Origin of the sequence: Sphingobacterium sp. E70 (assembly GCF_019285695.1) — a bacterium.
Taxonomy (GTDB): domain Bacteria; phylum Bacteroidota; class Bacteroidia; order Sphingobacteriales; family Sphingobacteriaceae; genus Sphingobacterium; species Sphingobacterium detergens.
Window position 1 is genome coordinate 66863 of sequence record NZ_CP079104.1, and the last position, 14932, is coordinate 81794.

Here is a 14932-nt window from a genome sequence, read left to right on the forward strand (position 1 = left end):
TTTTTTTTTCAGCGTGTATCCACCCATTCGATCTCTACGATTCAATACCCCATCTTCGTCTCCAATGAGAGCAGCGATTATCTCGTGACTACCTTCTCCCGCTCTACTTTCCTCATTTATTATAAATAGCGATAATGTTTCATAAAAACAGAGTTCCTATTTCAGCTTCTCGACATTGGAATAAGCTAATTACAAATTGATTCCAAATTATTGAAACAATTATTTATGTTTGCAAACTTTTCCTTAAAATAAAGTTCATAGGGAAATGATGTTCCCCAGGAACAATAAGTATATATATTTGAAATGGAAGAAAAACTTAGATTATTTGATCTTGCACGTCATCAGGTCAGCAAATATCCCGATCTTAACATGTTTGCTCACAAACTGGATGGCAAGTGGAACTATATCAAAACGGCTGATTTTCTTAAAAATGTGGACAATCTGTCCAAAGGACTGATTGAACTCGGTGTCAAGCCCAACGAAAAGGTTGGTCTTATTGCAGGCAGTAGTATGGAATGGCACATGATAGATTTTGCTATTCAACAAATTGGCGCAGTGGTGGTAGCCATTTATCCCAATATTACCGACGCCGATTACCAATATATTTTTAACGATGCTGAAATCAGGGTCTGTATCGTCAGTAATAAGAGTCTATATGACCGCTTGATGAACCTAACGGAGTCCATCTATACATTAAAATATATCTTCTGCATTTCGGAACAGGAATCTACCCGAAGCTGGAATGAGCTCAATGATCTAGGGGTCAACTGTCCAGAAGATAAACTGATTCAGTTACGTGATCAGATCAAACCTGAAGATCTGGCTACATTAATTTATACTTCTGGCACAACTGGTAAGCCGAAAGGTGTTATGCTTTCCCATAATAATATTTTTTCCAATGTGCTTGGAGCAGCAGAAATCACACCCTGCAAGGCTTATGATCGAGGACTAACTTTTCTCCCTCCTTGTCATGCCTATGAGCGAATGGTACTCTATACCTACATGTATCTGGGCTTTACCATACATATTGCAGAGTCTTTTGATAAAATTGGCGATAACCTAAAAGAGGTAAAACCACATATCATGACTGTGGTTCCCCGTATCCTCGAGAAGGTCTATGAGAAAATCATGAAAACAGGTCATGAGCTTACCGGATTCAAAAGAAAAGTATTTGATTGGGCCGTTAATATCGCTGAAGAATATGATCCTAATCCTATCAAGAGAAGTTTCACTTATAATATGAAGCTTAAACTTGCCAAACAGCTTGTACTCAATAAATGGTACGAAGCCTTGGGTGGTGAGCTGTTAACTGTTGCTTCTGGTTCGGCCTCGCTGCATAACAGACTAACGCGAGCTTTTTTGGCTGCTGGAATTCCATTATATGAAGGATATGGTATGACTGAGGCATCACCTTTGATCTCGGTTAACCATTACATTAAAGGAATACGTATAGGTACTGTTGGGCTCCCCGTTCGGTTCGTAGAAATCAAACTAGCTGAGGATGGTGAAATTTTGGTCAAAGGGCCTAATGTGATGATGGGCTATTACAAAAATAAAGCCGAGACAGACAAAACGATTATTGATGGTTGGTTGCATACAGGCGACATTGGCAAATGGGAAGATGAGAAATTCCTAAAAATTATAGATCGCAAGAAAGAAATGTTCAAGATTTCAGGTGGCAAGTACGTTATCCCGCAACCTATAGAGACCAAACTTGTCGAATCTAAATTTATTGAACAAGCTATGGTGATTGGTGATGGGATGAAATTTGCTTCTGCATTTATTGTACCCAATTATTCCCACCTATTGGATTGGGCTAAAAACGATGCTCCAGAACTTGCAGATATGACCAAAGAGGACTTCTTGACTAATCCTGCAATTATCAAAAGGTAAATCAGGAAGTACGCCACGCCAATCAGCACTTTGGCAACTGGGAGCAAATCAAAAAGCCTATTATTTTAAGGGATGAATTCACGATTGAAAACGGAGAACTAACACCGACATTGAAAATGAAGCGTAAAGTTATTCTCGAACATCATCAGGAAGAATTTAATAATCTATATCAAATGGAGATCGATTAACCAAAGTCACTCCTATTTTTATATATCTTCGCACTTATTTATAAAAAGTATCACATGAAATTATTAAAGGATAGAATCCTTAATGACGGCAAAAGCCTCGCTGGAGGCATACTCAAAGTAGATAACTTTATCAACCATCAGATGGATCCTGTATTGATGAAGTCTATTGCAGTAGAATTTGTACGTCGTTTCGCAGATCTACCCATCAACAAGATCATAACAATTGAAGCAAGTGGCATTGCACCGGCGATTATGCTGGGCTACCTATTAGAACTGCCTGTTGTTTTTTTTTTTTTTTTTTTTGTTAAAAAGGCAAAACCTAAGACTATGGGGACATGTATGTTAGTGAAGTACATTCTTTTACCAAAAATCGAACCTACGATATCTGTGTGAGTAAGGAGTTTCTCTCCGCAGATGACAAAGTGCTCTTTATCGATGACTTTCTTGCCAATGGAAATGCAGCGTTTGGTATGCTAGATCTCATCCAACAGTCTGGTGCCGCATTATTGGGTATGGGCTTTATTATCGAAAAATCCTTTCAGGAAGGTGGTAAAAGATTACGGGAATTATCCGATATCCGAATAGAATCTTTAGCACGTATAAAATCTTTGGAAGTAGATAAAGTCAGCTTCGAAGAAGATTAACAACACAAACAAAAGCCTCATTTCTGTAAAGAATGAGGCTTTTTAAGTTTAAACAACAAGATAAATTATATTTCTAATCCCAACGATAGTCGTTGTAAAAATCTTCTGGATGTCTACTGATCGGCACATCCTTCACCACACGTATGTTGGCTGCCCCTAAGTTAACGTTTAACATGAAAGAAGGTACATTAGCCGAAAAACTCCAACGTCCGTTTCTCATATAAACATATCCATTGCGATAAGGATCATAAAATGTTTTATAGTCTCTAAAATAAACGTGATGTCTATTATCATATCGATGTGCTCTCGCCCAAGCTGGCGGACCATGCCTATATTCCTTACGATAATACTTGGCTACTTTTTTATGATATTTCCGATCTTCTTTATCTCTTTTTTTCCCAGTATTTCCGTTCTTCCTTGTCCCTTTTTTCCTCGTATTTCCGATGCTCTTTCTCATGCTTCCATTCGCGGTCATTTCCACGACGCTGAGCTGACGATTCCTTTGGAGTTATTAATGCAAGTCCTCCTATTGCTAGTGCGAAGTATATTATCTTTCTCATAACCAGACAATTTAAATTTATAAATCAAGTACAATACCGCCTATTTTTTTCACCGTTTTATAAGCGTTTCTATTGGTATGACATGCGTGTCTAAACAAAGGTTTAATTCCCCATCGAAAATTTAATTTGCTGGGATATTTATGCACTTTCATTCCAGCCAATTTAACGTATCTTTGCAGCATGTCCAATACAGGTTATATTACTGAAGATACAATTGTCGCATTGGCGACATCGGCTGGTGCCAATGGTGCGATTGCTGTAATTCGCGTTTCAGGTCAACAGGCTATTAAAATCACCAACGACATTTTCAAGGGTAAAGATCTGCTCCAGCAAGCCTCCCATACCATTCATTTTGGAACCATTCGCGATGGAGAAGAGATTATAGATGAAGTGCTCGTATCCCTTTTGTAGCTCCAAACTCTTACACAAAAGAAAATTCTGTAGAAATCTCTACACACAATTCCAAATATATTATTGAGCGTATTATTAGTTTGCTCATCAAAAGGGAGCTCGAGCTGCCCGTGCTGGTGAATTTACGCTTCGCGCTTTCCTCAACGGTGGAATGGATCTTTCACAAGCCGAAGCTGTAGCCGATTTAATTGCTTCCAATTCGGCAGCATCCCATCAAATTGCCATGCAGCAGATGCGCGGCGGATTTTCCAATCAGCTTAAATCCCTCCGTGAAGACCTGATCCACTTTGCATCCCTTATTGAACTAGAATTGGATTTTTCAGAGGAAGACGTAGAATTTGCGAATAGAGATCAGCTCAAAAATCTAATCAATAAAATAAAGTAATTGTTCAAAAACTGGTTCAGTCTTTTGAACAAGGAAATGTGTTAAAAAATGGTGTACCTGTAGTCATTGCGGGAAACCAAATGTAGGTAAATCAACCCTATTGAATGCTTTCTTAAACGAGGAACGTGCCATTGTCTCGGACATCGCCGGGACTACACGTGATACTATTGAAGATGAAATTAATATCCATGGTGTGACCTTCCGGTTTATAGATACAGCGGGTATTCGCGAGACGGCAGATATCATCGAAGCGAAGGGAGTTGAGCGTACACGCGAAAAAAATGAAACAGGCGAGATTGATTATCTATCTTTTTGATCCAATGCAAGATAAAATAGATGACGTTCAATCACAGTTGTTAGAAATTAAAAATCTTCAAATTCCATTTTTGACCATCATCAATAAATCTGATTTATTATCTGACAAACAAAAAGCAGAATATGAACCGCTCAATCCGCTTTATATTTCAGCAAAAGAGCAGATAGGCGTAGAAGAATTGAAGGATGAACTGATCAACAGAGTACAGCTGGGAAATTTAAATACAGACGATGTCATGGTAACTAACATCCGACATGTAGAAGCCTTGCAAAAGACATCCGATTCTCTGGAGCGCGTATTATTCGGTATTGATAATCCGGTTACTTCAGATTTCCTAGCTATGGATATCCGTCAAGCCTTATATCACCTTGGAGAGATCACAGGCAGTGTGTCTACAGATGATTTACTCGATAATATCTTTTCCAAATTCTGTATCGGAAAGTAACTATATTATAATAACCTTTGGCAGCCCAAACAAGGTATTGAATGTTTCCTTTTACTTACAAGAAAAGGAAACATTCACGACTTCTTTGACTTTTCTTTCCACAGAAAGAAGATATTCATAAAACACATCGCATATTTCTTGAATGCTATTGAGTTAGCAAAAATAATGATAGCTGCTTAAGGCCGGAATCAATTATTGAACAAGACTGGACAAATAGCGATTAAAAAATGGTCTACATGGTGTCGGGGCTCATTGTCATATTTCCAAGTATTATCCTTTACGGTTTAACCAATGGAGAAGCGATTTCCACCCTCAACACTTGTCTATGATGAGGCAATTATTTACCTTAGAAGACAGAAAATAGACTTAACTCAGTTATTATATTGGAGCACTTGAATAAAGGAACAGAGCGCCCTAGAAAGGGTATTCTATTAAAATCTTTTTGGGTATGTTTAATATTTATGGCACTCTATGTCATTGGTTTTTATACACTACCCCTACCTGGTAATAACGAATTAAACTATATTATATTTTCCCCATTGTATTTGTTCTTAGCTGGGTGTTCTTCTATGTCTTTATCCTCCTGAAAGGTGGGAGTCAACTAAAGTACTTTCTACTCGGATGTTTGCTGCTCGCTTGCTTTTTCATCTATGTAAATGGAATTTTTAATGTTGATATTAGGTTGGAGAATGCATTCAATTTCTCAAAATTGCCAAAAGAGTATGAAAAATATGTGGATATCAACAACTCAAAAAAACACATTTGGCAAACATGAAATAGATCTGTTTATAGCAAGTGACAATCCTGTTTATCAATTGTTGACCCAAAATAATGAATTAATTATACACAGCACAACAAGTCCACAACATACAAATGATCCTTTTCCAACCATCCATGATTTTTGCAAGCTTGACAAAAATGGCAATCAGATAGATCACTATTCTTTTCGGCAGGATAGCGATGATGATAAAGAAGTTTTATTTGAGGGCTATCTGATTAATGTTTCTAAAAACTATTTTCGGAACTGGCCGTTACGCGGTGATACGATAAGAAAGACGATCGAGATATTCAATGAAGACTTAAAATGGTCAAGAGATCAGCAGCGTCAGAAATTAACAGAAATAGAAAAGGAAGCGACCTATCTGATGTCAACCCCGTTTATCATTCTGATCGTAATAATGAATACGCTGGCTCTTATTATAAGATAACCTATTTAATAAACGATAAATGGTATACATTTTATGAGAACTTTTCAGATGAGGAATATTTCCCTTACAAGATAGAGCCAAAAGGTAATCTCGTTAATGATCTTTTTGGTCAATGGGAAGAAGATCAACTTGAACCGTCCGATAATGCTCCCCCTCCAAATATCAGATCTGTATATTATCAAAAAGTACAACGTATGCGCGATCGACATGATGCTAAAACTGGAGAATATGACCGTGGGGATGCATGGCAGGGATATTTATTTTCGCAGCTGATTGTAGACAATGATACACTGAAATTTAAAGATAAGTTATACTTGGATGAGGAATGGCATTGGTCAAAAATTGAAATAAACAATAAGAATATTGGGGCGCTTTCCTTTGAAAATACCGAACAATTTAAGGTATACAGTTTCTATTCAAATCCAGCTTTAAACTATCAACTTTTCACCAATCAACGCAACCGGTTATACCTGATAAAGAAGATCAAATAGTAATATGAGCTCACTGTATTATTTATCCAATTCGCTAATCGCCTGTTTTACATATTCATCATTGAGATCCTCCTCTGTAATCCGATCACCCCAGGACAAATAGCCATCTTTATCTTTGGCAAAACAACCGGACATCGTACTTTTTACTTTAAAGGTCTTATAGTCTACATGATCCAAAATACCTTGGCGATTCTCATAGATATGCCTTTTATCTTTAGCATAACAATCACCAAGTGCTACAAAAGTTGCCTGATCAGCTTCTTCAAAAGTAGAAAAGCTTCCGCCATAAGCCATTGCATAATAGCGATAAATATGTTTTTTATCTTTATAAAATGCACTGTTTAGCTTTTGAAAGGTACTAGTATCAATAATAGCATGCAATGGTTCTTCTGTATTAAAGCCCATTCTTGTAAGATAACTATCAACAAAAGTAATACCTTCATTTCCAACAGGGATCATTTCCTTTAATCCGATATCTCCATTTTTATTAATCCATAGATCATCTTTCAAAAGCCTCCATTTTAAGCTCCTATTTGTGCTATCAATAGCTTGTGCAAGCATTTTGTCCCGCTGTCTATCCTTCTCATTAGGGCACCCAATATCCTGTATTCCAGCAAAGGACAATAGCCCACCAAGTTTCTTCAGTTTCTTTTCTTTAATAATATTCGTATCTATCTGATAGATTCCCATGCGATATCGGTATAGATTATCCTCACCGCAGCTGTTGGAATATGGTATCGGCTTCAAAAAATGAAATCAGGCAAAAAATACATGCCAATAGTATCACCACCACAAATATAAATTTCAATAATTTCATATTAGGAAGTCTTTTATCAAGAATAGGGCTTCCGGCGTATCAATATCACGAAAACGATCAATATCAATTGCAATACAATGATCAAAAGAGCTAATATTTGTGTTTGAAAAGCCCGCCCCGAAATCTGCCTTTCATTAGCACGCTTCAGATCTATTTGATTTTTAATAATTTGTTTTTCGCAGGAATCGATATCGCTCCGTTGATCCACCCGCCACTTTTGCTCACTTGCAAACTGATCATTTTTATTGGACGGAATATCCAAAGAGCTCACCAGACCAAGGATGAGCCAACCACAGATTAAAATAGTCATAGCGGCCAAAACAATAACAACACTTTTCTTTATCATAACACCATAGCTCCCATGATTTCGATCTATACTACCATTGCTTTCATTTTCCATAATCATTAAGATAATAGAATAAATATTTTCGGTTAAACTGTCTATCCAAAAGAAAAATGTTATAGATAACCCTATGCTAATTTTTTTAATACATATAGCCTTCTTTATCACTAAATATGATTTAATATACATTTTGTTGGCAATTTCCATTAATTGTTATTGACTATTTTATAAGAGGCTTCCATAACCCCATCCAACGAACTATTTTCAAATAAATATTTCTCCTTTTTCATCTTAAATATCTTAGTTTTGACAGGCATCTCTTCCTTTGTTGTATCCGTTATTTCCTCCGTCAATTCTCCTTTTACCACATCATAGTAAAGCGATTGCCAAGAGCCAGCACCCACATTATAAGTCTCTACATAAGTCAACACCAGATCATCCCCAAAATATTTAAAATGCCCCAAATATTGCCCTGCACACCAGCAAGCCCATAGAAATTAAGGTGAAGCTCGCCATTTACGATATTAATATCCTCTGTTCCATATATTTTTGATCCATCCTTATTAAATTCAACCGGCATGAGGAGGTTCGAAATTTTGTCCAAACGATAAGATTTGTCTTTATTCTGAAGTAGTACCAAGATTGATCTGATCGCCATTTTATTTGTTTTATCTCTTCGCACCATCACGATATCAGACAGACCATCCGCATTTAAATCTCCTTTTGTTTCATATTGAATCTCAAAAACAGTAGGATCGACAATAAAGTCCAAAGCCTTTTCCCCTGTTAAGGGAATGTAAATGCTGGATCTTCATCTGATTCAACATAATCAGGATTAGTTAATATCAAATCCTTAGGTTTGCTAATTTCCACAAACTTTTCCTTTTCTAAGTCAATACGCCATATCCTGCTTATTTGAGTAATCTTCTCACTATCATTATTATAAAACGCTACGATATAGTTTTCCTCTCTGTCATCTTCGATTGCCAATCGGAAATTCCCAAAGCAGATTGCCGGATAGTTGGCCACCACATCCAGTTCATCCACAATCAAAAACACAGATCTACCATTCGCATCATGACGCAGAAATCGTTCAATGACAAATTTGCTTTGTCCGTGTTGGCAATGATCGATGATAGCGGAATACTGCGCAAGTGCATACTTATCTTTCAATGCATTTTCGGATAACATTACTCCCAAGCATTCATGCATCTTTGACAAGTCAATATCGGTAGTTGTTAGACCAATAAAAGAGCGAATTGAAGTATCAGCCTTGTTTAGGCTATCAAGTTGTATTACGGCTTCCTTTGTTGTTGGAACTACCCCTTCTTTGACATGATCTTGTGTTTTATAACGACAAGATTGCAAGAAGGTACTAACCGCTAAAATAAATATGAAGACTCTTTTCATAACACTTATTGTTTGCCGAGGTTTTTAGTTCGATCCTGATTCTTAGCTATTAAATTCCGCCAAAGGAATAGGAGACTTAATATAACAGAAAGCCCGACGATAATCACGGTGGACAGATCAAACAAAACCTGACCAAAGACCTTACTATCGCCAAAACATTGCACGGAATCACCCCAAATATCAGTTCCCATTGCACCTTCGGTATCGCAACCGACACAAGCAAGGTATTCAGGTACAATAAGGCCAAGGTAAAACAGAATAACCAGAATATAGATCCCTCCAAGAATAACTTGGACGACTTTGAGGATGTTAATTCCTACATTATTCTTTATTGCTCTTGCTCCCATAGCTTTTCAATATCTTGAGGTGTCAATCTCCGTTTAAAAATCAATGTTTTTCTTTCAAATGGAATTGCAATTACACGTTTAAAATATTGACCGCCACTATAAAAGTAGTTGGCCTTTCCCGCTAAAACCTCTACGGTAATAATCTCATCATTTAGGATAACAAGCTTCAATTTGACAGTCTTGCTTTCCGCACTGAATCCATTATTGCGATATCTAAGTTTCAAACGATAATCTGCTTGTATTCCAAAACTGGCTGCAGGTGTTTGTGTATGCTCTCCAATCTGATAGCAGATCGTATCATTTGATACAATAAGTGTTCTTCTGATGGTTTTCTTTTCAAAGTTTAGCAAATTCTCTCTTCCCTTTCCAAGGGTATCAGGCGAAGTAATATCAGTAAATTCGTATACACCACTCTTTAAAGAAGCTTGGGCAAACGCTGCATTCGTTTCCATTATCACAAAAATCAATATGCAAAATATCCACTTCATACCAGATTAGTTTTCCAGCAATATACAGTTGATTTTTGTAGTGTATAAGGTTATTTTATAATTCGTTAGCAGATATTTATTATTCGCTATGGCCTCATCATTATCCGTATAATCTCATTCTGGTAAATTTCTTCTAAAGACCAAACTGATCAACCAACAAAAAAATGATCCCATACATAGATAAATAAGTGTTTTGATTAAAAAGAAAGGCCATGAAATAATTGCTAGCCCAAACTGATCGTCAATTGGAGCCGTATCGGAGTAACTAACCATGGTATCCCAAAAAGAAAACAAAACACCTGCTATTCCGCCAATAATAATAAAAATAAGTCTCATTCAAGGACGCTTAAAAAATCATCTTTTCTTTGAAATAGATCGAATCTGTTTAATTGAAAGATAGATGAGCATAATAGAAAACCTATAAAAACAACAGTCTGAAAAGCAAATCGTATAGGTCTGGTAGTCCACTTGATCATTGTATACCCACCACCTGTTTTGCTAAACCTCAACTTATATTCGCCCATTCCTAGTCCGTCAATAGCCATACTGGCAGTCATGCCCGCTAGCGCCAGCAGAAATATTATCATACCTATCTGCAGTACATAATATGCTATGGTAAAAGCTTTGCAATCAAATTTTCCCAAAAGCTCTTTTCTGGTAAAAGCGTAAGAGCAAAATACAATAACATCAAAATTATGCCAGCAACTAAGCCGACAATTCCAATGCACAGTATGACCACAAATATTTCTGTTATACCCACTATCTGTTATGCTTTAGTGATTTCTATCCTATTATCCGAAATAGCACAAATTACTGTTCCAATCCATTAACTTTCAAAGAAAGATCTTTAACAAGAAAGGCCTCAATCCCCTGAATAATAAATGAACAACTGCCGAATCAAAGATATCAAGTTATTTTCGGTCAACACGAAACGAATCTTAAGTCAATCTCGGCGAATCGTAATTGTTTGTAATGACAACAGGAGCCATTCGTACATTCAAAAAAATATTGCAAGAGAGATATTCCAAACTTACACCATATTATCCTGCAACATAATACTAGCTTATACGACATACAACTAACGGAGTAGACATACAACGTTGATAGAAATATAAAAATGCGAATTCAACGAAACCTCCACATGATCATGCTCAACCATTCGAAAGCAAGTTGCATTTTGATCATATTCATAACCTTGCTACTGTCTGTATCGGCAACCAAGATCATGGCACAACAGGTTCAGAGAAATGACTTTATATTATCTGGAAAAATAGCGACCACAGAAATTGCCTCACTGGAAATTAACCTATTCAATGCAGAGGCTAAGCTGATCAGAACTGAATTTCCCAATCAGCAAGGTGAGTTTCGATTTGATGCCCTTAGCAAAGGAGCTTATTACTTCAAAATTCGTCGTGGTCAATCAGACCTCTACAATTCGGAGGTCATTCAAGTGACGGACCATGATATAGGTTTACCTGAAATTCGGATAAACGAACAACGACTGGAGACCGTCGTCATCAACAAATCACGTCCTTTTATTGAACGACATGACGGTAAAATGATCTTAAATGTAGAAAGTAGTCTTCAAAATACGGGTGGATCTGTGTTAGAAATACTGGGAAAAGCACCTGGTGTTACAATAGATGGGAATGACAACGTTATTTTACGGGGAAAAATAATATTTTAATACAGATTGATGGGAAAAACTCACCACTTACCGGCGATGAGCTAGCCAATTACCTCCGCGGACTCCCCGCATCTGCGATTGACAAAATTGAACTCATCACCAACCCATCTGCAAAATATGACGCTGCCGGAACTGCCATTATTAATATAAAACTAAAAAAAGGAACAAATAAGGGAACCAACGGAAGCTTTTCTACAGCGTTAGGTGCAGGTAGATACGTTAAAAATAACAACAGTTTTAATATCAACCATCGTAATAATAAGCTCAACCTCTTTGCCAATTATAATTTTGCTTATCGCAAAGCATTTAACGAGCTCATGATCGATCGAAAGTTTTACACGGAAGGCAATTTAGAGAAAACATACCTACAGGACAATTTCTTTAAGTTCAATACCCGTAACCATAACGGTAAAATCGGCTTCGATTACAATCTAACTGAAAAAAACCTACTGGGTGCATCTGTCAGCTTCACAAGTAATGTCTTTAAACCACGTGGGGATAGCAAAACGGCCATCCTAGGTCCCAACGATCAGCCACTCAGTCATACCGTCACCTTAAGTCAAACGGCCAATACCTTGAAAAATATCTCTGCTAATCTCAATCATAAATACAGTATGGATACACTGGGGTCCGAACTTAGCACGGATATAGATTTCATTCGCTATGTCAATACATCGAACCAAAGTTTTGATACCAAAACCAACAACAACGAAGATGAACCTATAGGTATACCCTATATCTTGAGAGGAAAGACTGATGGCGGTTTGAACATCTATGCACTAAAAAGCGACTGGATTAAGATCTTCCCTAAAAACCTCAAACTGGAAGCCGGCTTTAAAACGAGTTACGTTAAATCAGATAACGATATTGAATTTTATAATCATAGTACCTCGCCTGCTGTAAGGGACACCAATAAATCGAATCATTACATCTACCAGGAGCACATCTACGCAGCCTACGGTAATGTATCAAAAAAATGGAATAAGCTGAAAACCGTATTAGGTCTACGTATTGAAAAAACCGATGTGACAGGAACACAACTAACCACTGCACAAATTAATAAAAGGCAATACACTCAGCTATTTCCAAGTGCCGTTTTTTCCTATGAGTTCACAACAGATCATAATCTCGAAGTCAATCTCAGCCGTCGCATCAACCGTCCTAATTATCAACAGCTCAACCCCTTTAAATACTATATTAATGCGACAACATATCGTGTTGGCAACCCCGATCTAAATGCACAAACATCGCAAAACTATGAACTCACCTATAGTTTCAAAAGTAGATATATAGCCACCCTGAGTTATAGCAAAATAAGCAACAATATCACGACTGTCATAAAACCCGTAATCGAAAATGGGGAAAATATCACCGTTCAGACAGAAGAGAACCTAAAATCAGCATCCTATTACTCTCTGAATCTCATTCTACCGATCAAGCCGACCAATTGGTGGGATATAAACAATAGTGCAAACTTCTATTACGGTTCATATACAGGAAACGTCTCAGGGACACAGATCAATAATATTGGCAATTTTACCCTCGACATGAATAGCCTCCATACCCTTAAATTGGGTAAAAATTTCGTCGCCGAATTAGCGGCCAATTATAAAGCTACCGAAGTATATGCCTTCGTCCGTATTGACCCTTATTGGTATCTCAATATCGGGTTACAAAAGAAATTTAGGGACAAAAACACCTTGAAGCTCGCCCTAAGTGATCTATTCAACAGCAATACCATAAAGGGAGTGACTGTCTACAATGATTACAAAGAAAATTTTAAAAGCAGAAGAGAACCCCGCGTTGTGATGTTGTCCTATAGCTATAATTTTGGATCCACCAAAACAGGACAGTCTCGAAAAACAGGTGCCGCCGACGATCTCAAACGAAGGGCCGAATAGCTTGACTCAAGAGTTTGGATTCACAAACTCTTGAGTCAAGCTATTTATCTTTCAGAAGCGGCCGTGGATCAAAGACAACCTTTATCTTCAGGATCAGCTCGTTTTCTACTTGATACCAGCCTGCACTAAAGATCTCCATTCCCCCATATCAATGTTATAGAAGATAGCCACATGATTACCATTTGTCATTACTTCTTTAATATTGTATTTAAACTTCATTTTCTTCATATCCGCAATATAATGATCTGCAGTATGCCGACTCCCAAGCACCCCTCGAACACCATATCACTATCCAATAATTCATATGCAGCAGTAAAATCTTCTTTATTCAGACTTTCGAGAAAACTGAGCACAATGTATTTCGCTGATTTCATTTCTTTCTTTATTATGGTTATTTATACTATTCCTTATCTGGCCATTACTATTATGAATACTTAAATAGAAATTCACAACATCCAGTCCCTAGACTAGTTAAATAAAAGAACAACAAAGTTGACCAAGCGTTTGATAATTTTTATTTTTTCCTTCCCTTCTATCATTTATACCCTTATATTCCCGGCAACCCAAAGATTCAGCCTTGAAAAGCAGCTCTTATCTAGCTTTACCACCGGCATCAAAAAAACTTGATAGGGTCAAAAATTTATTTAAATTTGTTTCTAACAAGAGAAGTATATAACCCTTCTTTATAAACCCTAACACAATTGAACCATGCCAGAGAATAAAGTTTTATCTCAATTGACCAACGAGGAGTTAAACAAAAAGAAAAAACAGTCCATTGGAGTCATGATATCTTTTGGTGTTGTCATGTTTATAGCTATTGTAGTTTTGGTCTACCTCTCCTTTAAAACAAAAAGTACGCTCTTTCAGGTATTGCAGCTTCCTTATTTTGTGTGTTTATACCGATTTATGTGAATAATATACAGATCAACCAAGAACTCAAATCGCGCCAATCCAAGAAGGACTAAATTGCAATTTTGTAGCTGTATAGATCGCTGTAACGACTATAGAAACTAAGTACGTGATGTATTGGAACAATATGGCCCACTATCGATCATAGAATGAGTAGGCTTTTAACAGTGAGAATCATTTTTTCAACTAAAAGCGATTCACCCCAGTCGTTTAATTTCCAGAGCACCTCTACCAGACTTTTACCTAGCGGTGTCAGTGTATATTCTACCCGCGGGGGCAGCTCTTTAAAGACCTCCTTGCGAAGTATTCCGTCACGCTCCAGCTCCTTTAGCTGTTGATTCAATACACGCCGATCTACTTTAACAATACCACGCAACATTTCGCTTGGACGCTTTTCACCCTGATTGATACGCCAGACAATCGGAATTTTCCATTTCCCACTGATCGCATTGACTGCAAATTCTAATGGGCATATTTTTTTCTTCTATG

General features: G+C 37.2%; 18 protein-coding genes and 1 pseudogene. 8 read left to right on the forward strand and 11 right to left on the reverse strand.

What is annotated here, in order from left to right; genetic code table 11:
* The first annotated feature begins 303 nt into the window (after positions 1-303).
* The 3 genes from KUH03_RS00510 (at position 304) to KUH03_RS00520 (ending at position 2725) form a co-directional block, all read left to right on the forward strand.
* Positions 304-1893: a long-chain fatty acid--CoA ligase gene (locus KUH03_RS00510; RefSeq protein WP_257091071.1), complete on the forward strand. Its 1590-nt coding sequence runs from the start codon at positions 304-306 to the stop codon at positions 1891-1893.
* Positions 1894-2135: 242 nt separating this feature from the next.
* Positions 2136-2474 carry a hypothetical protein gene (locus tag KUH03_RS00515; RefSeq protein ID WP_257091072.1) on the forward strand — a complete coding sequence of 113 codons (339 nt, stop codon included), beginning with the start codon at positions 2136-2138 and terminating at the stop codon, positions 2472-2474.
* A complete protein-coding gene (locus tag KUH03_RS00520; RefSeq protein WP_257091073.1) occupies positions 2471-2725 on the forward strand; it encodes a hypothetical protein in 255 nt (84 codons plus the stop codon). The genes KUH03_RS00515 and KUH03_RS00520 overlap by 4 nt, the downstream gene beginning before the upstream one ends.
* Before the next feature lie 73 nt (positions 2726-2798).
* Here the strand turns inward: KUH03_RS00520 and KUH03_RS00525 are convergent, their stop codons facing one another.
* Positions 2799-3200, reverse strand: coding sequence for a hypothetical protein (locus KUH03_RS00525; protein WP_257091074.1), 402 nt, complete (start codon positions 3198-3200; stop codon positions 2799-2801).
* A 265-nt stretch (positions 3201-3465) separates the two neighbouring features.
* Here KUH03_RS00525 and mnmE point away from each other — a divergent pair.
* Both mnmE and KUH03_RS00535 read left to right on the forward strand, forming a co-directional pair.
* Positions 3466-4842, forward strand: a pseudogene (gene mnmE / locus KUH03_RS00530) (tRNA uridine-5-carboxymethylaminomethyl(34) synthesis GTPase MnmE).
* Between the two features lie 1084 nt (positions 4843-5926).
* The gene (locus KUH03_RS00535) at positions 5927-6541 is read left to right on the forward strand and encodes a hypothetical protein (RefSeq protein WP_257091075.1); all 615 of its coding nucleotides are present in this window, start codon (positions 5927-5929) and stop codon (positions 6539-6541) included.
* 18 nt (positions 6542-6559) lie between these two features.
* On the opposite strand, the gene KUH03_RS00540 is transcribed toward KUH03_RS00535, so the two are convergent.
* From KUH03_RS00540 to KUH03_RS00575, 8 genes are all read right to left on the reverse strand, one after another.
* Positions 6560-7231 carry a DKNYY domain-containing protein gene (locus KUH03_RS00540; protein ID WP_257091076.1) on the reverse strand — a complete coding sequence of 224 codons (672 nt, stop codon included), beginning with the start codon at positions 7229-7231 and terminating at the stop codon, positions 6560-6562.
* 143 nt (positions 7232-7374) lie between these two features.
* Complete coding sequence (locus KUH03_RS00545; protein WP_257091077.1) at positions 7375-7758, reverse strand: hypothetical protein; 384 nt, start codon at positions 7756-7758, stop codon at positions 7375-7377.
* A 149-nt stretch (positions 7759-7907) separates the two neighbouring features.
* Positions 7908-8132, reverse strand: a complete 225-nt coding sequence (locus KUH03_RS00550; RefSeq protein ID WP_257091078.1) for a hypothetical protein — start codon at positions 8130-8132, stop codon at positions 7908-7910.
* Positions 8126-8473, reverse strand: a complete 348-nt coding sequence (locus KUH03_RS00555; protein ID WP_257091079.1) for a hypothetical protein — start codon at positions 8471-8473, stop codon at positions 8126-8128. Before KUH03_RS00555 ends, KUH03_RS00550 begins: the two co-directional genes overlap by 7 nt.
* A gap of 14 nt (positions 8474-8487) precedes the next feature.
* Positions 8488-9111: a hypothetical protein gene (locus KUH03_RS00560; RefSeq protein ID WP_257091080.1), complete on the reverse strand. Its 624-nt coding sequence runs from the start codon at positions 9109-9111 to the stop codon at positions 8488-8490.
* A 5-nt stretch (positions 9112-9116) separates the two neighbouring features.
* Positions 9117-9458: a hypothetical protein gene (locus tag KUH03_RS00565; RefSeq protein WP_257091081.1), complete on the reverse strand. Its 342-nt coding sequence runs from the start codon at positions 9456-9458 to the stop codon at positions 9117-9119.
* Positions 9440-9910: a hypothetical protein gene (locus KUH03_RS00570; RefSeq protein ID WP_257091082.1), complete on the reverse strand. Its 471-nt coding sequence runs from the start codon at positions 9908-9910 to the stop codon at positions 9440-9442. The genes KUH03_RS00565 and KUH03_RS00570 overlap by 19 nt, the downstream gene beginning before the upstream one ends.
* A 368-nt stretch (positions 9911-10278) precedes the next feature.
* Positions 10279-10590 carry a hypothetical protein gene (locus tag KUH03_RS00575; protein WP_257091083.1) on the reverse strand — a complete coding sequence of 104 codons (312 nt, stop codon included), beginning with the start codon at positions 10588-10590 and terminating at the stop codon, positions 10279-10281.
* A gap of 533 nt (positions 10591-11123) precedes the next feature.
* Here KUH03_RS00575 and KUH03_RS00580 point away from each other — a divergent pair.
* Complete coding sequence (locus tag KUH03_RS00580) at positions 11124-11633, forward strand: hypothetical protein (RefSeq protein ID WP_257091084.1); 510 nt, start codon at positions 11124-11126, stop codon at positions 11631-11633.
* Positions 11634-11950: 317 nt separating this feature from the next.
* Positions 11951-13534, forward strand: coding sequence for an outer membrane beta-barrel family protein (locus KUH03_RS00585; RefSeq protein ID WP_257091085.1), 1584 nt, complete (start codon positions 11951-11953; stop codon positions 13532-13534).
* Positions 13535-13639: 105 nt separating this feature from the next.
* On the opposite strand, the gene KUH03_RS00590 is transcribed toward KUH03_RS00585, so the two are convergent.
* Positions 13640-13804 (reverse strand): hypothetical protein, encoded by a 165-nt coding sequence (locus KUH03_RS00590; RefSeq protein ID WP_257091086.1) that lies wholly within the window; start codon positions 13802-13804, stop codon positions 13640-13642.
* Positions 13805-14242: 438 nt separating this feature from the next.
* Between KUH03_RS00590 and KUH03_RS00595 the strand changes: the two genes are divergently transcribed.
* Positions 14243-14446, forward strand: a complete 204-nt coding sequence (locus tag KUH03_RS00595; RefSeq protein WP_257091087.1) for a hypothetical protein — start codon at positions 14243-14245, stop codon at positions 14444-14446.
* Positions 14447-14585: 139 nt separating this feature from the next.
* On the opposite strand, the gene KUH03_RS00600 is transcribed toward KUH03_RS00595, so the two are convergent.
* Positions 14586-14918, reverse strand: a complete 333-nt coding sequence (locus tag KUH03_RS00600; RefSeq protein ID WP_306429913.1) for a helix-turn-helix domain-containing protein — start codon at positions 14916-14918, stop codon at positions 14586-14588.
* Between the last annotated feature and the right edge of the window lie 14 nt (positions 14919-14932).